Raw genomic sequence first — 19,108 nt, 5'->3', positions numbered from 1 at the left:
AACAAAGTCAATAGAGAAAAACATAAAAATACAAAAAACAAATAAAATCAACAGGGCGCAACCGATAAAAACCACAAAAACAGCTATAAACACATGTTGGATTTCGTTGACATCGAAGTAGGGGTAAGGTATAATAAAACTACATGAGCACATAGCCGGACAGGAGCGGTTCTGGAAGCGTAGAGGCAGACAGATCACCAGAAACAACCGGTTATGAGAAAGGAGAATCATGGAGAAATTTCATATAGCAGATGTTCCGAAAACAGACAGGATCACACATCTTGTAGATAATCTTTATGCAAAGATGCCGGTGATCGAATCTGCCAGAGCAAAACTGATCACAGAGTCTTACAAAGCAACAGAAGACGAGCCGATCATCACCCGCAGAGCCAAGGCATTTGCCCACATCCTGCACAACATTCCGATCATCATCCGTGATGAGGAGCTGATCGTCGGAAGCAGCACTTTGGCGCCGAGAGGATGTCAGACGTTTCCGGAGTATTCTTTCCAGTGGCTGGAAGATGAGCTGGATACAGTGGCTACCAGAACAGCCGATCCATTTTATATTGCGGAGGAAACCAAGGCGGAGCTCCGTGAGGTACATAAATACTGGAAAGGCAAGACTACCAGTGAGCTTGCAACCTCCTACATGGCACCGGAAGCGATTCTTGCCATTGACCACAATATTTTTACACCCGGAAACTATTTCTACAATGGTGTAGGACACGTAACCGTTAAATATGAAGAAGTTCTGGCGATCGGTTATGAAGGGATCATTGCCAAAGCTCAGAAGGAACTGGATGAGTGTAATGTAGGAGATGGTGATTACGCAAAGAAATCCCGTTTCCTGGAAGCAGTTATCATGAGCTGTCAGGCAGTTATCGACTATGCACATCGCTATGCCGAGCTCGCAGAGCAGATGGCATATCAGTGTCAGGATCCGACCAGAAAACAGGAACTCCTTCAGATCGCATCCAATTGTACACACGTACCGGCGAAGGGCGCCCGTAATTTCTATGAGGCGTGCCAGTCCTTCTGGTTTGTACAGCAGCTGATCCAGATGGAAAGCAGCGGACATTCTATTTCTCCGGGACGTTTTGACCAGTATATGTATCCATATTACAAGAGTGATATGGAGGCAGGCAATCTTACCAGAGAGTTTGCCCAGGAACTGATGGACTGCATATGGGTAAAATTAAACGACCTGAATAAATGCCGTGATGCTGCATCTGCAGAAGGCTTTGCAGGCTACAGCCTTTTCCAGAACCTGATCGCAGGTGGTCAGAACAAGGATGGCGAGGATGTGACCAATGATCTCTCCTTTATGTGCATCCAGGCGTCTATGCATGTGCACCTTCCGGCACCGTCTCTTTCTGTAAGAGTATGGAACGGATCACCACATGAATTCCTGATCAAGGCTGCAGAGCTTACAAGAACAGGAATCGGACTTCCGGCTTATTACAATGATGAGGTTATCATTCCTGCACTGCAGAACCGCGGCCTTTCTCTTGCAGATGCCAGAGAATATAACATCATCGGCTGTGTAGAACCGCAGAAGGCAGGTAAGACAGAGGGCTGGCATGACGCTGCATTCTTTAACATGTGCCGTCCGCTGGAGATGGTTTTCTCTAATGGTATGGACAAAGGGGTACAGATCAGTGTCCAGACCGGCGATGTCACAGAGATGAAGAGCTTCGATGAGTTCTATGATGCATATAAGAAACAGATGGAATATTTCATTTCCCTGCTTGTAAATGCTGATAATGCCATTGATGTGGCACATGCGGAGAGATGTCCGCTTCCATTCCTTTCCTGTATGGTGGATGACTGCCTGAAACGGGGCAAATCCGTTCAGGAAGGCGGAGCTGTTTATAACTTTACAGGTCCTCAGGGATTTGGTATTGCAAACATGGCAGATTCTCTGTATGCGATCCGCAAGCTTGTATATGAAGAAAAGAAGATGACCATGGAAGAGCTGAAGGAGGCTCTGGCATGGAACTATGGCAAGGGTATCGATGCACAGTCTGCAGCAGATATCACCACCATCGTTATGCAGAAGCTTCAGGAGAATGGCATCAGCGTAAATGAGCAGACCGCAACAGCTGTTATGACAGCAGCTCTCGGAACAGAGCCATCTCCTGAGAAAAAGGCAAGATTCGAAGAGATCCACAAGATGATCGAGGAGGTTCCGAAGTTTGGAAATGATATCCCGGATGTGGACTACTTTGCAAGGGATGTGGCTTATACTTACACAAGACCGCTTCAGAAATATATGAACCCAAGAGGCGGACATTATCAGGCAGGACTTTATCCTGTATCTGCAAACGTTCCGCTTGGCGGACAGACCGGTGCAACACCGGATGGCCGTTACGCACATACTCCGGTAGCAGATGGCGTTTCCCCGTCAGCCGGCAAGGATGTGAAGGGACCGACAGCTGCGGCAACTTCTGTATCCCGCCTGGATCATTTTATCGTATCCAACGGAACACTGTTTAATCAGAAATTCCATCCGTCAGCACTTGCAGGAAGAGAAGGACTGGAGAAATTCGTAGCACTGATCCGCGGATATTTTGATCAGAAGGGTATGCATATGCAGTTTAACGTTGTTGACAGAGAAACACTTCTGGATGCACAGAAGCATCCGGAGAAGTACAAACATCTGGTTGTACGTGTTGCAGGCTACAGCGCATTGTTCACTACACTTTCCAGATCTCTGCAGGACGATATCATCAGACGTACTGAGCAGGGCTTCTAAAGGAGTAACGAATGGACTATTTGGATACAAAGGGCAGGATCTTTGATGTTCAGAAATATTCAGTACACGATGGACCGGGTATCCGTACCATCGTGTTCCTGAAGGGCTGCGTTCTTCGCTGCCGCTGGTGCTGTAATCCGGAATCACAGGAATACCGGATCCAGAACATGAAGGTTCTGGGAGAAGATAAAGTGATCGGCCGCGACGTGACAGTTCGTGAGATGATCGAAGAGGTGGAAAAAGACCGTGCCTATTATTACCGTTCCGGAGGCGGGATCACCCTTTCCGGGGGGGAATGTATGTGCCAGGCGGACTTTTCCAGAGATCTTCTTCGCGCGGCAAAGGAGAGAGGAATCAACACAGCGGTAGAAAGTATGGCCTGTGCCCCATGGGAAAAGATCGAACAGGTACTTCCCTATCTGGATGTATATCTGATGGATATCAAGCATATGGATCAGGAAAAACATAAAGAATTCACAGGACGGGCCAACGGACTGATGCTGGAGAATGCAAGAAGGGTTGCGCTCTACGGAAAAACTAGACTGGTGATCCGCGTTCCGGTGATCCCCACATTTAATGATTCTGTGGAAGAGATCCAGGCGATCGCAAGATTTGCAGCATCCCTTCCGGGCGTAAACAAGATTCATCTTCTTCCGTACCACAGACTGGGGCAGGATAAATATGAAGGACTTGGCAGACCATATTTAATGGAAGGAATCCTTCCGCCTACAGTAGAACATATGCAGATGTTAAAGAATGCAGTGCATGCGGTATGCGGCCTGGACTGCCAGATCGGCGGCTGAGAGATACAGGATTACAGAAAAAAGATCCTTTACAAACAGAAAATATAAAAACAATAAAAACAACACAAAATACAACAAGAAACCAACATAAAACAACGGATTGTCCTTGACTTATTTTGTGGTATGGGGTAAAATGTTCTCAGAAACAAAATAGTGCAATCCAATGCTCAAGGAGGAAATTAAGCATGGTAAACGAGTTTGAAATCAAAAAACAGCTTTGTGACATCGGTAAGAGAATCTACAACCGTAACATGGTTGCAGCTAACGACGGAAACTTTTCTGTTAAGATAGCTGAGAATGAATATCTTTGCACACCAACTGGTGTATCCAAAGGATTCATGACACCAGAGTTCATCTGTAAAGTAGATGGCAAGGGTAATGTGATCCAGGCTAACCCGGGATTCAAACCATCATCTGAGATCAAGATGCATATGAGAGTATATGAGAAGAGACCGGACGTAGGATCTGTTGTACATGCTCATCCAATCTATGCTACATCTTTCGCAATCGCAGGTATCCCGCTTACACAGCCGATCATGCCTGAGGCAGTTATCGCTCTTGGATGTGTTCCGATCGCTGAGTACGGCACACCTTCCACAATGGAGATTCCGGACAACCTTGAGAAATACCTTCCATACTTCGATGCAGTACTTCTTGAGAACCACGGAGCACTTACATGGAGCACAGACCTTAACGCTGCATATATGAAGATGGAGTCTGTAGAGTTCTATGCACAGCTTCTGTATCAGACCAAGCTCCTTGGCGGACCGAAGGAATTCGACAAAGAGAACATCGAGAAGCTCTATGCGATCCGTCGTAAATTCGGTATGCCTGGAAAACATCCGGCAAGCCTCTGCCTGAACAAAGACGGCAAGAACTGCCACAACTGCGGCGGTGCATGCCACAGCGAGGACTACAAACAGTTCCCAGGATATCAGTATGATTTCGTTGGAAAAGACTGTGATTGTGATAAAGATGCAGCTCCTGCAGCAGATACAGCAAAGAATGACGCAGAGCTTGTTGCTCAGATCACAAAACAGGTTATGGCTCAGCTTGGCCTGAAATAATTTTTGACGGAATATTAAGGAGGACATCTCATGCCAATAAGTGAGAATATGGTACAGGAAATTGTACAGGAAGTTATGGCAAAAATGCAGATCGCAGATGCTCCGGCCGGAAAACATGGCGTTTTCAAGGATATGAATGATGCTATCGAAGCAGCCAAGAAGGCTCAGCTGGTAGTTAAGACAATGTCTATGGACCAGAGAGAAAAGATCATCACCTGCATCCGCAAGAAGATCAAAGAAAATGCGGAAGTACTGGCACGTATGGGTGTTGAGGAAACTGGTATGGGTAATGTAGGAGATAAGATCCTGAAGCATCACCTGGTAGCAGACAAGACACCTGGAACAGAAGACATTACAACAACTGCATGGTCCGGAGACAGAGGACTGACTCTGATCGAGATGGGACCGTTTGGTGTTATCGGTGCGATCACACCATGTACTAACCCGAGTGAAACAGTTCTCTGCAACACAATGGGTATGCTGGCAGGCGGAAATACAGTAGTATTCAACCCACATCCGGCAGCAGTTAAAACTTCTATTTACGCAATCAATCTTTTAAATGAGGCTTCCCTGGAATCAGGCGGCCCGGATAATATCGCTGTCACAGTTGAGAAACCAACACTTGAGACCAGCAATATTATGATGAAACATAAAGATATCCATCTGATCGCAGCAACAGGCGGCCCTGGTGTTGTAACAGCAGTTCTTTCCTCCGGTAAGAGAGGAATCGGTGCAGGAGCAGGTAACCCACCGGCACTGGTTGATGATACTGCTGATATCCGTAAGGCAGCTCAGGATATCGTAAACGGATGTACATTCGATAACAATCTTCCATGTATCGCTGAGAAGGAAGTTGTTGCAGTATCTTCCGTAGTTGATGAGTTAATGCACTACATGATCACAGAGAATGACTGCTATCTTGCATCCAAGGAAGAGCAGGACAAACTTGTTGAGACTGTACTTGCAGGTGGCAAGCTGAACCGTAAATGTGTAGGACGTGACGCGAAGACACTTCTTTCCATGATCGGAGTTCAGGCACCGGCAAATACCCGCTGCATTATCTTCGAAGGACCGAAGGAACATCCGCTCATCACAACAGAGCTTATGATGCCAATCCTCGGAATCGTAAGAGCTAAGGATTTTGACGATGCTGTAGAGCAGGCTGTATGGCTTGAGCATGGCAACCGTCATTCCGCACATATTCATTCCAAGAATATTGATAACATTACAAAATATGCGAAAGCAATTGATACCGCAATCCTTGTAAAGAACGGCCCGTCCTATTCCGCACTTGGATTTGGCGGAGAAGGTTTCTGTACATTCACAATTGCAAGCCGTACCGGTGAGGGACTTACAAGCGCAAGCACATTCACAAAGAGAAGACGCTGCGTAATGACAGACAGCCTTTGCATTCGTTAATCAGGAGGAACAGAAACAATGGATATGAACAATGTAAATATCGAAGAAATCGTTAAACAGGTTCTCTCCGGCATGACAGGAAACGCTCCTGCAGCAGCTGCTGCAACAAGCGCTCCGGCTGCTCCGGCAGGAAACACAATTCCAAAAAAAGCAAGAGTAGCAATGATGACAGAGAAGAAACATTTTGAGCTTCAGGAGTATGATCTTCCGGAAGTTGGTGACGACGACATCCTCGTTAAAGTTGAGGGCTGCGGCGTCTGCGGAACAGATGCTCATGAGTACAAAAATGACCCGTTTGGTCTTATCCCAGTAGTTCTCGGACATGAGGGAACCGGTGAGATCGTAAAAATGGGTAAAAACGTTAAAGTTGATACAGCTGGTAAACCGGTTAAAGTCGGCGACAAGATCGTTACATGTATGATCTTCAAAGATGATCCGGAAATCACAATGTTCGACCTTAACAAGAAGAACGTAGGCGGCGCTGACGTATATGGACTTCTTCCGGATGACGACGTTAAATTCAACGGCTGGTTCGCTGATTACATCTTCATCAGAGGCGGAAAATTCGGTTCCACATTCTTTAATGTAAGTGACCTGGATCTTGATTCCCGTATCCTCATCGAGCCATGTGCAGTACTTGTACATGCTGTAGAGAGAGCAAAAACAACAGGAATCCTGAAATTCAACAGCAGAGTTGTTGTTCAGGGTTGCGGACCGATCGGTCTTATCTGCATCGCAGTTCTCCATACAATGGGCGTTCATAATATCTGTGCAGTAGACGGAAATGAGAAACGTCTTGAGTTTGCCAAGAGAATGGGAGCAAACACAACCGTTAACTTCATGAACTTCAAGGGCATTGAGGCACTTACTGAGGCTGTGAAAGAGGCTCAGGGCGGACATCTTGCAGATTTCGCTTTCCAGTGTACTGGAAATCCTCATGCACACTCCAACATCTACAAATTTATCCGCAACGGCGGCGGTCTTTGCGAGCTTGGTTTCTTCATCAACGGTGGAGACGCTACCATCAACCCGCACTTCGACCTCTGCTCCAAAGAGATCAACCTTGTTGGTTCCTGGGTATACAACCTCAGAGACTATGCAACAACATTTGATTTCCTTAAGAGAGCAAAAGCAATCGGACTTCCAATGTCTGAGCTGATCACACACAAGTTCCCGCTTGAGGAGATCAACGAGGCACTTGAGACAAACCTGGCAATGACAGGTCTTAAGATCGCGATTGTTAATAAATAACCTTAACGGGAAAGGAGAAGCAACATGGCAGAAGCTGTAGGAATTCTTGAGGTCTTCGGACTTGCAACAGCCTTTGTGGCAGCTGACGCCGGGTGCAAGGCTGCAAATGTCCACCTGGAGGTATTCGATAAGAATAAACCGGCGAATGCGGACAGCCTGCCAGTACCGCTTCTTGTCTGCATCAAGTACCGCGGAAGCGTGTCAGATGTCACGGCAGCGGTAGAAGCCGGCATGAAAGTCGCAGAGAGCATGACAGGCGTGGTACAGCATTACATAATCCCCAACCCGGAACCAGGTACACAGAAAATGCTGAAAATCAGCGCCCTGGATAAAGATTAAGAGGATTCCGAAGTTCACTTTACAAAAGTGGCGGAATCATATATGATAAAATGTAACGAAGATAAGATTCAGGAGGATAGAATCATGGCACAGGAAGCATTAGGAATGGTTGAGACAAGAGGCCTCACAGCGGCAATCGAGGCAGCAGATGCAATGACAAAAGCAGCAGAGGTTGCACTTGTAGGAACAGAGAAGATCGGTTCCGGTCTTGTAACTGTTATGGTTCGTGGAGACGTAGGCGCTGTAAAAGCAGCAGTAGAGAGCGGAAGCGCAGCAGCATCCAGACTTGGAGAGCTCGTAGCTACACACGTAATCCCGAGACCTCATACAGACGTAGAGAAAATCCTTCCAAAGCTCTGATTCAGGCTTTGAGAGGAATAGAAATTAGTTAAGGAGTTCGCTCATGGGAAAATCATATGGATTTATAGAAATCACTGGTGTAGTTGCGGCGATCAATGCCCTGGACATCATGTGCAAAACGGCAGACGTTGAGCTGGCGTCATGGGAGCGTAAGCTGGGCGGACGACTGGTGACCCTGATCGTACAAGGCGATGTATCAGCAGTTACAGCAGCTGTCAATGCAGCAGTAGAACAGGCTATCAAGAAGCCTGCCAGCTATGCGGTAATTGCCAATCCCCACGAGGAAATCGTCAAACTGGTTGAGCTGAGTGCAAGCCGGTGGAAAAAGAAACAGCAAGAAGATCCGGAAGAAGCACTGGAAAGCAAAAACAGCAGCAAAAAATAAGCTGCTGCACCAAAATAGTCAGAAGTAAACAGAACAAATAAAGCATTTATAATCCACAAGGAGGATATGATCATGACACAGGAAGCATTAGGAATGGTTGAGACAAGAGGACTTACAGCAGCTATCGAGGCAGCTGACCAGATGTGTAAAGCAGCTAACGTTGCTCTGGTAGGAACAGAGAAGATCGGTTCCGGTCTTGTAACAGTTATGGTTCGTGGAGATGTAGGAGCAGTTAAATCTGCAGTAGAGAGCGGAAGCGCAGCAGCATCCAGACTTGGAGAGCTTGTAGCTACACACGTAATCCCGAGACCTCATACAGATGTTGAGAAAATCCTTCCGGTTCTTAAATAATTTCAACTGATTCTTACTGATACGCACCGGCCGAAGGGCCATTAAGGCTTCTGGCCGGTGCTTTTCAGTTTTCAGTTATGAGACCGAAAGAAAGCAGGTGTACTCTTGGAAACGAATAATATTGAAATGATCACAAAAATGGTGATCGATGCGATCAACAAAAACGAAGACAAGGGCAATGGTTTTGTTGTACCTATCGGAGTTTCCGCAAGACATATTCACCTGACACAGGAGCATGTGGAGGCGCTGTTCGGAGAAGGCTATCAGCTCACAAAGAAAAAGGATCTGATGGGCGGACAGTTTGCATCCAACGAAACAGTTACCATTGTGGGACTGAAGCTCCGTGCGATCGAGAATGTAAGGATCCTCGGACCTGTCCGCAGTAAATCACAGGTTGAGGTTTCCGCAACAGATGCGATCAAGCTGGGAATGAAGGTTCCGGTACGTATGTCCGGTGATCTTGCAGGAAGTGCACCGATCGCCATCGTTGGACCGAAAGGTGCCATTTATCTGAAAGAGGGATGTATTGTGGCTATGCGTCACATCCACATGGCTCCGAAGGATGCCCAGGCTGCGGGTGTACATGATGGTGATGTTGTTTCCGTTAAAGCTGACAATGAGCGTGGAACGATCTTTAATCAGGTTAAGATCCGTGTTGATGACAGCTTTACACTGGAAATGCATATTGATACAGATGAAGCAAATGCAGCAAGAATTGCCACAGGCAATACAGTTACCATAATCAAATAATATTCCTCCTTCGGGGATGCCGTTTCCGGCATCCCCAGCAGAGGATATAGAGAAAAACGGAGGCTCATATGATCGTAGGCAAAGTAGTTGGAAGTATTGTTTCCACACGAAAAAGTGAAAAACTGATAGGAAATAAATTCATGATCGTGGAGCCGGTGCATCATATGAAAGCCGAGCACAGCCAGATTGTTGCCATCGATATCATCGGTGCGGGAATCGGCGAATATGTATTGGTGGCACAAGGAAGCGCAGCAAGAATTGGCTGCGGCGTAGAAACAGCACCGGTAGATGCCGCAATCGTCGGAATCGTAGATGACGGTGCAGGATTGGAGTAACGCCATGGATATCAAAGAATTACAGAAAATTATGCAGGAGAATGGTGTTGTCGGAGCAGGTGGAGCAGGTTTCCCTACATACATGAAGCTGACAGACAAAGCGGATACCATTCTTATGAACTGTGCAGAGTGCGAACCATTACTGAAACTTCACAGACAGTTGTTGGAGAAGCACGCATACGAGATCATGAAAACATTCGATATGGTTGCGGAGACGGTAGGAGCTTCACAGGCCATTATCGGAATCAAAAAGTCTTATGTACAGACGATCAATGCTTTAAATCAGCATATTGAAGAATTCCCGAGGGTTAAGATCCATCTTCTGGATGAGGTTTATCCGATGGGTGATGAGGTTGTTCTTATTTATGAGGCAACCGGACGTGTGGTACGGCCCGGAGGACTGCCGATCGAGCAGGGAGTAGCCGTATTTAATGTAGAGACTCTCTACAATGTATACCGCGCGGTAGAAGAACATAAACCGGTCACATGTAAATATGTTTCCGTTGTTGCTGAGGTTGAGAACCCTGTTACAGTGAAGGTTCCGTTGGGATGTACACTGGAAGAGGTTGTTGCCCAGGCAGGCGGTACAACTGTAAAGGATCCTGTATATTTCGTTGGCGGCCCGATGATGGGACGTATCGGAAATGGTTCAGACCCGGTTACAAAAACAACGAATGCAATCCTGGTTCTTCCAAAGGACCATGTTATTGTCATGAAGAAGCAGCGGACTTCTTCTATAGATCTGAAGAGAGCAGCATCGATCTGCTGCCACTGCCATACATGTACAGATCTTTGCCCGAGACATAATCTGGGACACCCGATCGATCCGGCAATGTTCATGATGGCAGCATCCAATCAGGATTTCAGAAATGTAAATCCTTATATCAATTCTGCATTCTGCAGCTCCTGTGGTGTCTGCGAGATGTATGCGTGTCCGCAGAGCCTGGCTCCGAGAACACTGCTTGCAGATATGAAGGGCGGACTTCGTAAGGCAGGGATCAGACCACCTCAGGGTGTTCAGCCGAAGCCGGTTCAGGAGTCCAGAGAATACCGCAAGGTTCCTGAGGAGCGTCTGATGGCACGTCTGGGACTTACCAAATATGACAAGGATGCACCGCTTCAGGAAGAACTTGTAAACGTATCGAAGGTAAAGGTTCTCTTAAGCCAGCATATCGGTGCACCGGCACAGGCAATCGTAAATGTAGGCGATATGGTAACAGAAGGCCAGATGATCGCACAGCCTGCACAGGGATTAAGTGTCGGAATCCATGCAACCATCAGCGGTAAGGTTACAGAAGTGACAGACCGCCATGTTGTAATTGCAAGAAATTAGAAAGGACGTGCACAAAATGAGTAGAGCAATCGGAATGATTGAGTTTAAAACCACACCAGCTGGTATCACTGCAGCAGATGCCATGGTTAAGACATCTGAAGTAGAGATCGTGGAGGCGCAGACAGTATGTCCGGGAAAATATATTGCAATTATCACCGGAGATTTAAGCGCAGTAAAAGCTGCTGTAGACACAGCTGTAACAACATACGAGGACAAATGTATTGACAGTTTTGTACTGGGCAATCCACATGAGTCCATTTTCCCGGCAATCTACGGAACCACACAGGTCGAGGAGATCAGTGCCCTGGGAATTCTTGAGACCTATGATGCAGCATCTATCATCGAGGCGGCAGATCAGGCAGCTAAGACAGCTATCGTTGATCTGATCGAGCTTCGTATCGCCAAGGGTATGTGCGGTAAATCATACATGCTTCTTACCGGCGAGGTTTCTGCAGTGGAGGCTTCTATCGAAAGAGCAAAAGAGCTGGTAGCTGAAAAAGGAATGTACATGGATTCCTCAGTGATCGCTCATCCGGACAAGAGAATGATCGATACGATCCTTTAATATTGTCTTTATATCTGAGGGATATCCTTTTGAAGGGTATCCCTGCAATGACATCTGAAAAGGAGGCATCTTATGCTAGCATTAGAAAGAAGAAATCTGATTCTCGAGAAATTACAGGAAGAGAAAAGGGTTGTTGTAAGTGAACTAAGCCAGCTTTACAGTGTCTCAGAAGAAACCATCCGCCGTGATCTGGACAAGCTGGAAAAAGAGGGACTTGCCACAAAGAGTTATGGCGGTGCGGTGATCAACGAAGATGTCGGTATTGATTTACCATTTAATGTTCGTAAAAACCAGAATGTACAGGGAAAGCAGAAAATGGCGGAGATTGCTGCTTCCATGGTGAATGACGGAGATCACATTTTTCTGGATGCCAGCACAACGGCAGTTTTTGTAGCCAAGGCTCTGAAAGAAAAGGAACGTCTTACCGTTGTTACCAATTCTATGGAGATCCTTCTGGAGCTCTCGGATGTATCCGGCTGGAATATTATTTCCACCGGTGGAGTGATGAAGGAAGGATATCTTGCATTTCTTGGTGCCAGGACCGAGGAAGTGATCCGTTCTTATTATGTGGACAAGGTGATCTTTTCCTGTAAGGCATTAAACGAGGATATGGGGATCATGGAATCTAAAGAAGCCTTTGGAACAACCAAAAAGCCATGATCAATTCCGGAAAAATGCGTATTCTGGTGGTAGACAGCACGAAATTTGATCAGACTGCTTTTTCCGTGGCAGGACAGCTGCGGGATATCGAGACGATCATCACAGACAAAAAACCGTCTGAAAAGTGGTTGGATCATTTCAACAGGCATAAGATCGAATGCATCTACCCGAAATAGACGGAACATATATTGTGAAACGATTATGTTCATGAGCATGCAGTGTATGCGGAATGCGGAGATCCGCTTTACTTTATCCGAACACAGACAGACAAAAGAGAACTGTGTTTCGGTTTGACGAGAGGGAGCAGTTTCTATGAATACATTTGAAATGAAAACAGCCATCCATTTTGGAGCTGATGCCCTGGGAAGACTGAGAGATATTCCATACAAAAGAGTCCTTGTTATCACAGACCCGTTTGTTGTAAAAAGCGGAATGATCGATATGATCACAAAACCGCTTCAGGCAGGTGGAAAAGAATTTGATATTTTCTGTGATGTTGTTCCGGATGCACCGGTTGGAAAAATTGCCGAAGGAGTTAAGAAATTCCTTCAGTATCAGCCGGAAGCTATTGTTGCAGTAGGTGGTGGTTCTGCCATCGACTCTTCCAAGGCAATCCGTGAGTTTGCCCTGAAGATCAATAATTACGGAAAAGTCGGACTGGTTGCCATTCCTACAACAAGTGGTACCGGTTCCGAGGTTACTTCTTTTGCAGTTGTAAATGATACAGAAGCACATGTGAAGTATCCGCTGATCTCAGACAGCCTGACCGCTGATGAGGCAATTCTGGATGCGGAGCTTGTACGCAGTGTTCCGCCTGCGATTACAGCAGATACGGGTATGGATGTTCTGACTCATGCAATTGAGTCTTATGTCAGCATCAACCATAATGAGTTTACATCTGCACTTGCAGAGAAAGCAATCGAGATCTGTGGCGTATATCTTTATCGTGCATATGTTGACGGTAATGATATGCATGCAAGACAGAAGATGCATGTAGCGTCCTGTCTGGCAGGACTTTCCTTCAATGCAGCAGGTCTTGGAATTACTCACAGTATGGCTCATCAGCTGGGTGCTATTTTCCATATTCCTCACGGAAGAGCTAATGCGATGCTGTTGCCGCATATTGTTGAATATAATGCAAATATCAACAAACGCAGCAGAAGCCAGAAAGAATATCTTCCGGCAGTAAAGAGATATTCCAATATTGCACATCTTCTTGGACTGAGCAATTATAACGAAGTTATGAGCGTAAGATCTCTTGTAAACTGGATTCAGTTTATGCAGAAAGAGATGAATATCCCGCTTACCATTGAAGAGATGAAGACGATCACACCGGATGCTTATTTTGCGGCGGTTGATAAGATGGCGGATATGGCACTTGCGGATGCCTGCACAGCGGCAAATCCGCGTGTACCGAAGAAAGAGGATATTATTAAGATTTATACTAAACTTTGGTCTTTTTAAAAAGACAGTAAAACCGCAAAGGGGCCGCAAAGCCGCGGCCCCTCTGCACACCCCTCGGGCTTTTTTTAGAGTGCTTGACTGTGGCGGGCGGAAGGGTATTGACTTGTGCCTGTATGCTGCGGTTGTTCCGGGTTGAACGTTGTGCCGATGGGGCGCCGTGGGCGCTTTGGATGTGTGACGTTGTTGGCAGGGGCTGGCGCGTTTGTGAACGCCGCGCTTGGTTTGCTGGGATGGTTGTGGTGTGTTACGTTTGCGTGGAATACGTGGGCGCGTTTGTGGACACTGCGCCTAGTTTGCCGGGATGGTTGTGGTGTGTGTTACGTTTGCGTGGAATACGTGGACGCGTTTGTGGACACTGCGCCTGGTTTGCCGGGATGATTGTGGTGTGTGTTTACGTATGTGTGGTATGCGTAGCATTTCGAGGATTGTAAAATTGGTCTGATATGGGTGGATTATTTATCAGGAGTTGCTGGGAGGTTGAGCTGGGATGGAGGTTTATACCGGGTATGGTGATAAGGGGATGACGGATCTTTCCCATACGAAGAATGTTTCAAAGTCGGATGATCGGATTTGTCTGATGGGGTCAGTTGAGGAGCTGATGAGTCATATTGGGCTTGTGCGGGTTCTGATTGATGATGTGGATGTTGTCCGGATGCTGGAGAAGATCTCGGAGACTTTGAAGAAGATCATAGATGGGGTTTCTGATCCTTATAATCGGGAGTTTAAGGTCAGTGAAGACCGGACGGAGCTTCTGGAGGAGGAGATTGGCCGGATGAAAGAGATTTTTTCCGGAGAGAGGCTTCCGATTCTTCCGGGGGATTCCCGAGTTGCGGCTGAGATCGATGTGACAAGAGCTGTGGCGCGGAGGGCTGAGAGAGAGCTTGCGCTGGTCAGTGTGAAGTTTGGATCGGATACCGGAGCCAAGAAATATATGAACCGTCTGTCAGATTATTTTTATGTGCTGGCAAGGTATGTGGATGTTGCGAAGATTGAAGAGAAGAAGACAGATATTTCTGAAAGTGTTCAGAAATCTGTGAAAGCAGAAACTGCTGGGATTGTAGCTAATGTTGGGGTAGAGGCTGTAGGAACTGTTGGAAGTAGTGCGGATGTTGCAGCGGGTACATCGGCGGTGGATGTAAGAGCACAGGATTCGCAGATGGTGCAGAAAAGGGATGTACAGGCTTTTGATGTGCAGAATGGGACTGTGACGACAGCAGTGGGAGGAAATACGGCAATGGCACAGAATGACAGTATGGCAGCAAACACGGCGATGATCCAGGAAGTGCTGAAGCGTATGGGTATCCAGGGTCGTATCACATTGGATTCTGCCAAGAGGCTTATCGAGAAGATCGAGCAGGAAGCTTTGAGAAGAAACAGGCCTTCTGTAATTGCGGTATGCAGCCCGGATGGAAATCCGGTTGCGGTTCATGTGATGGATGGATCTTTTCTTGTAAGCTTTGATATGGCCGTAAAAAAGGCATATACATCTGTGGCAGTGAAGATGTCCACCATGGAGCTTTCCAGACTGACACAGCCGGGTCAGACATTTTATGGCCTTGGAAAAATGAGTGACAATATTGTGATATTCGGAGGCGGTGTACCCCTGAAGGTTGGAGACACCATCATCGGCGGTCTCGGTATCAGCGGTGGTACCGGCGAAGAGGATAACAGCCTTGCAGAGTATGGACTGCAGGTACTGAATGAGGTACTGTAGGATAAAAACAAAACGTATAGACAGCTCAGAGAGAATAAATAAAAGGGACGTGTTGCAGTGATGATTTTTAAATCAATACTGCGGCACGTCCCTTTTGAATTATTTACTTCCAGCTAATCTTCAGACATTTAACGGAAATATCACTTTTTTCTGGCGCCTGGACCATGTTCTGGATGAAATAGGTTTTTGTCATGGATTTTCCGGGCTTCAGGTTCAGTGTTAGATTCTTGGTCCAGTACATCTGATCATAGATACCGGAACCGGTGGTGATCTTTACTTTTGCGGTGGTGATGGTTTTCGCAGAAGTATTGGTGAACTTTAAGGTATAATAGGTCTTCATGTCATTGGGACCATACTTGATACCGGCAACACGGATCTTCAGATTTTTGACGGTAGGTTTGGCGGCCGGTGCGGATACGGTAATAGTGATCTTACGATTGACACCGTTTAAATTTGCGGTAACCGTGGCTGACCCTTTTTTCTTTGGGACAAGATAGTTTCCGGAAATGGCAAGTACGGAAGGCTTGCTGGATTTTGCATTTTTGATGGTCAGACTGGTACCGCCCTTCAGATTGATAAGGGAACGCATGCTGACCTTGGAGCCAACCTTGAGTGTAGTTTTGGAAGCACGGAAGGTTGCTACGGTTTTTGAAGGCGAGGTTACTTTTCCGGTCAGCTTATAGGCTGTGGCCTTTGGGTAGGATAAAGTGATCTTTGCGGATCCGGCTTTGAGAGCCTTCAGGGTGACTGTGAAACGGCTGCGTTTTTTGGAATCCTGAGTGATGCTTTGTACCTTGAGAACAGAGCTGTTGGAAGAAGTAACCTTGAATTTTGATTTGCTGATGGTTTTTACATAGGGATCAGAAATCTCGATTCCGATGGAAGTGGTTTTTCCGGTTCGGATGTTCTGGTTCAGATAATTGTTGTTGGTGATAAAAATTTCAGGCACTGCCTGTTTGATGGTAACCTCATAGTCACAGTCTACCGGTATTGGACATTTTTTATTGCCGAAATCGAACTCCAGGTAGCCATCCTCCAGGTTATCATCGTAGGTGAAAAAAGTCTCCTTGTATGCCAGCGGTGTATAATTTGAAGTGCTCAGCTTAACCACATTGATCCCATCGATGGAAAATGTGGTGCTTTTTGGGATGACTCCCTTGGGTGAATAAAAGCTTACACGGACTGTCACGGCATAGATCCGTTTTTGGCAGTTTGCATTTTTGATGTTGATCGGGAAATTAATGTCTGAAGACTCATCTTCGATCACACCGTCGGTATCACGGATAGTGGAAGTGGTTCCTTTGGTCACGACCCGGACTCTGGCGTGAGCATCCTGGGGAAGCAGGAGCACAATAAAGGAAAAAAGAATCAGGAAAAAATTGTTTCGATGGTTTTTATTTTCTTTTACACATAACAAACCCTCCTTTTTTATGAGCATACCGGCTGTTACTGAACAGAGGCCCGGGTACTCCATGAATTCATGGTCCTCTGCTGCGGAACAGTATAAACAGACTCTTTCTCTTATATCATTATAACAGGAAACCAGGGAGGAAGTGCTTTGTGATTTTTTTGTATCAATTGGCAATTTATCTGTAAATATGTTAAAATAAAATATTCGGAAAACAGCAGCGATTCGACAATGAAAAAGAGAAGCGTTACAGTTCCGGTGGGAACGTAACAGAAAGGATCATGTCGATTTATGACGAAACAGGAACTTTTAAAGACCCATTTCGGGTATGATACATTCAGAGAAGGGCAGGAAGCGGTGATCGATGCGCTTCTTGCAGGAAAAGATGTTCTGGCAGTGATGCCAACCGGCGCAGGAAAATCCATCTGCTATCAGGTACCGGCACTGATGATGAAGGGGATCACACTGGTAATATCACCGTTGATCTCCCTTATGAAGGATCAGGTGAGAAGCCTGAACCAGGTCGGTATCTCAGCAGCATACCTCAACAGCTCTCTGACGCAGGGGCAGTATTTCACAGCCTTGCGCTATGCAAAGGCAGGACGATATCCGATCATCTATGTAGCACCGGAGAGGCTTACCACAGAGGCGTTTCTGGATTTTGCGCTGAGCGCGGATATTTCCATGATCGCAGTGGATGAGTCACACTGTGTATCACAGTGGGGACAGGATTTTCGGCCAAGCTATCTGAAGATCGCAGAGTTTGTGGCACAGCTTCCAAAAAGACCGGTGATCGGTGCATTTACAGCTACAGCTACGAAGGAGGTCAGGGAGGATATTGCAAGACTTCTGGGGCTTCAGGATCCCTTTTGCACAACCACAGGATTTGACCGGGAAAACCTTTATTTTGCAGTGAAAACACCGAAAGATAAATATAAGGAAGTACACGATTACATACTGGAGCATCCGGACGACAGTGGAATCATCTACTGTCTCACCAGAAAGCTGGTGGAGGAGGTCTGCGGAAAGCTGATCCGTGACGGCATCACGGCCACCAGATATCATGCAGGACTTTCCGATGAGGAACGCCGGAACAATCAGGATGATTTTATTTATGACCGCTGTCGTGTGATGGTAGCCACCAATGCATTTGGAATGGGAATCGACAAGTCCGATGTGCGTTATGTCATTCATTATAATATGCCGAAGAACATGGAAGGCTATTATCAGGAAGCAGGCCGTGCGGGCCGTGACGGCGATCCTGCGGAATGTATCCTGCTTTACAGCGGGAAGGATGTGGTTACCAATCAGTATCTTATCGAGAGAGGACAGGATAACCAGGAAATGGAAGCGGCAGCCTGGCGCCTTGTCCGGGAGCGTGATCAGGAGAGGCTGAAGCAGATGACCTTTTACTGCTTTACCCATGATTGTCTGCGTGAGTACATCCTGAAATATTTTGGGGAATACGGAAAAAGCTACTGCGGAAACTGCCTGAACTGCCAGACCGAGTTTGAAGAGCAGGATGTGAGCCGGGAGGCCAGGGCAATGATCCGGTGCGTGGAAAGCAGTGGTCAGAGATACGGGGTGACCGTGATCCTGGATACTCTGCGTGGTGCATCTACGGCGAAGATCCGGCAGTATGAGATGGATGGAAATCCGGAATATGGAGTCTGTGCAAAGATTCCGGCACACCGGCTGCGGCAGATCTTTAATTATCTGGTACTGAAGGAATATCTTCATCTGACGGATGACGGATATACGATTGTGAAGCTGACCGCCGCTTCCAGGTCACTTCTGGAGGAGGCGCATATCCTCACAATGAAAATGTCAAAAGAGCTGGAGACGAAGAAAAAAGAGAAACGGAGCAGACTTCCGAAATCTGCAGTCGGGGAGCTGGGAGAACAGGATGAGCCTCTTTTTCAGAAGCTCCGTGCTCTTCGCCTGGAGATCGCCAGAGAGGAAAAAATCCCCCCTTATATGGTCTTTTCCGACAAAACCCTTATCCATATGTGCATTCTGAAGCCCGGAAACGAGGAGGAAATGCTGAATGTGACAGGAGTCGGCAGGCACAAGTACGAAAAATACGGAAAAAGGTTTATAGACGCGGTGAAAAATCTGTAGGAAATAGACTTTTGCCGTCGGAAAATGA

General features: G+C 46.7%; 17 protein-coding genes and 1 pseudogene. 17 read left to right on the top strand and 1 reads right to left on the bottom strand.

Going from position 1 to position 19,108, the window contains the following annotated elements; translation table 11 throughout:
• Positions 1-229 precede the first annotated feature (229 nt).
• The 16 genes and pseudogenes from CK1_RS09060 to CK1_RS08985 all read left to right on the top strand — a co-directional run bounded on the left by CK1_RS09060 (position 230) and on the right by CK1_RS08985 (position 15,551).
• A complete protein-coding gene (locus CK1_RS09060) occupies positions 230-2,755 on the top strand; it encodes a glycyl radical protein (protein WP_015525958.1) in 2,526 nt (841 codons plus the stop codon).
• Positions 2,756-2,766: 11 nt separating this feature from the next.
• On the top strand, positions 2,767-3,558 hold the full coding sequence (locus tag CK1_RS09055; protein WP_015525957.1) for a glycyl-radical enzyme activating protein: 792 nt from the start codon (positions 2,767-2,769) through the stop codon (positions 3,556-3,558).
• 185 nt (positions 3,559-3,743) lie between these two features.
• The gene (locus tag CK1_RS09050; protein WP_015525956.1) at positions 3,744-4,625 is read left to right on the top strand and encodes a class II aldolase/adducin family protein; all 882 of its coding nucleotides are present in this window, start codon (positions 3,744-3,746) and stop codon (positions 4,623-4,625) included.
• Between the two features lie 30 nt (positions 4,626-4,655).
• Complete coding sequence (locus CK1_RS09045; protein ID WP_015525955.1) at positions 4,656-6,044, top strand: aldehyde dehydrogenase family protein; 1,389 nt, start codon at positions 4,656-4,658, stop codon at positions 6,042-6,044.
• A gap of 18 nt (positions 6,045-6,062) precedes the next feature.
• Entirely contained in the window at positions 6,063-7,295 is a 1,233-nt protein-coding gene (locus CK1_RS09040; protein WP_015525954.1) for a zinc-binding dehydrogenase, read from the top strand.
• A gap of 24 nt (positions 7,296-7,319) precedes the next feature.
• Complete coding sequence (locus tag CK1_RS09035) at positions 7,320-7,634, top strand: BMC domain-containing protein (protein ID WP_015525953.1); 315 nt, start codon at positions 7,320-7,322, stop codon at positions 7,632-7,634.
• A gap of 84 nt (positions 7,635-7,718) precedes the next feature.
• Positions 7,719-7,994 (top strand): propanediol utilization microcompartment protein PduA, encoded by a 276-nt coding sequence (pduA, locus tag CK1_RS09030; RefSeq protein WP_015525952.1) that lies wholly within the window; start codon positions 7,719-7,721, stop codon positions 7,992-7,994.
• Positions 7,995-8,037: 43 nt separating this feature from the next.
• Positions 8,038-8,379, top strand: a complete 342-nt coding sequence (locus CK1_RS09025; protein WP_015525951.1) for a BMC domain-containing protein — start codon at positions 8,038-8,040, stop codon at positions 8,377-8,379.
• A 72-nt stretch (positions 8,380-8,451) separates the two neighbouring features.
• The gene (locus tag CK1_RS09020) at positions 8,452-8,730 is read left to right on the top strand and encodes a BMC domain-containing protein (RefSeq protein WP_005427721.1); all 279 of its coding nucleotides are present in this window, start codon (positions 8,452-8,454) and stop codon (positions 8,728-8,730) included.
• 126 nt (positions 8,731-8,856) lie between these two features.
• Positions 8,857-9,480 carry a phosphate propanoyltransferase gene (pduL, locus tag CK1_RS09015; RefSeq protein WP_021651542.1) on the top strand — a complete coding sequence of 208 codons (624 nt, stop codon included), beginning with the start codon at positions 8,857-8,859 and terminating at the stop codon, positions 9,478-9,480.
• 68 nt (positions 9,481-9,548) lie between these two features.
• Complete coding sequence (locus CK1_RS09010; protein ID WP_015525950.1) at positions 9,549-9,815, top strand: EutN/CcmL family microcompartment protein; 267 nt, start codon at positions 9,549-9,551, stop codon at positions 9,813-9,815.
• A gap of 4 nt (positions 9,816-9,819) precedes the next feature.
• Positions 9,820-11,148, top strand: a complete 1,329-nt coding sequence (locus CK1_RS09005; RefSeq protein WP_015525949.1) for a 4Fe-4S dicluster domain-containing protein — start codon at positions 9,820-9,822, stop codon at positions 11,146-11,148.
• Positions 11,149-11,164: 16 nt separating this feature from the next.
• Positions 11,165-11,713, top strand: coding sequence for a BMC domain-containing protein (locus tag CK1_RS09000; protein ID WP_015525948.1), 549 nt, complete (start codon positions 11,165-11,167; stop codon positions 11,711-11,713).
• A gap of 72 nt (positions 11,714-11,785) precedes the next feature.
• Positions 11,786-12,549 (top strand): annotated as a pseudogene (locus CK1_RS08995) (DeoR/GlpR family DNA-binding transcription regulator).
• A 136-nt stretch (positions 12,550-12,685) separates the two neighbouring features.
• Positions 12,686-13,837, top strand: a complete 1,152-nt coding sequence (locus CK1_RS08990) for a 1-propanol dehydrogenase PduQ (RefSeq protein WP_015525945.1) — start codon at positions 12,686-12,688, stop codon at positions 13,835-13,837.
• Between the two features lie 487 nt (positions 13,838-14,324).
• Positions 14,325-15,551: a cob(I)yrinic acid a,c-diamide adenosyltransferase gene (locus tag CK1_RS08985; protein WP_015525944.1), complete on the top strand. Its 1,227-nt coding sequence runs from the start codon at positions 14,325-14,327 to the stop codon at positions 15,549-15,551.
• A 103-nt stretch (positions 15,552-15,654) separates the two neighbouring features.
• On the opposite strand, the gene CK1_RS08980 is transcribed toward CK1_RS08985, so the two are convergent.
• Positions 15,655-16,968 (bottom strand): hypothetical protein, encoded by a 1,314-nt coding sequence (locus tag CK1_RS08980; protein ID WP_306288853.1) that lies wholly within the window; start codon positions 16,966-16,968, stop codon positions 15,655-15,657.
• A gap of 282 nt (positions 16,969-17,250) precedes the next feature.
• Between CK1_RS08980 and recQ the strand changes: the two genes are divergently transcribed.
• Positions 17,251-19,080: a DNA helicase RecQ gene (recQ, locus tag CK1_RS08975; protein WP_015525942.1), complete on the top strand. Its 1,830-nt coding sequence runs from the start codon at positions 17,251-17,253 to the stop codon at positions 19,078-19,080.
• The last annotated feature ends 28 nt before the right edge of the window (positions 19,081-19,108 follow it).

It is taken from the genome of Ruminococcus sp. SR1/5 (assembly GCF_000209835.1).
In the GTDB taxonomy this organism is placed as follows: domain Bacteria; phylum Bacillota; class Clostridia; order Lachnospirales; family Lachnospiraceae; genus Blautia_A; species Blautia_A fusiformis.
The sequence above is the reverse complement of the archived record's forward strand: the minus strand, read 5'-3'. Positions and strand labels throughout refer to the sequence as shown.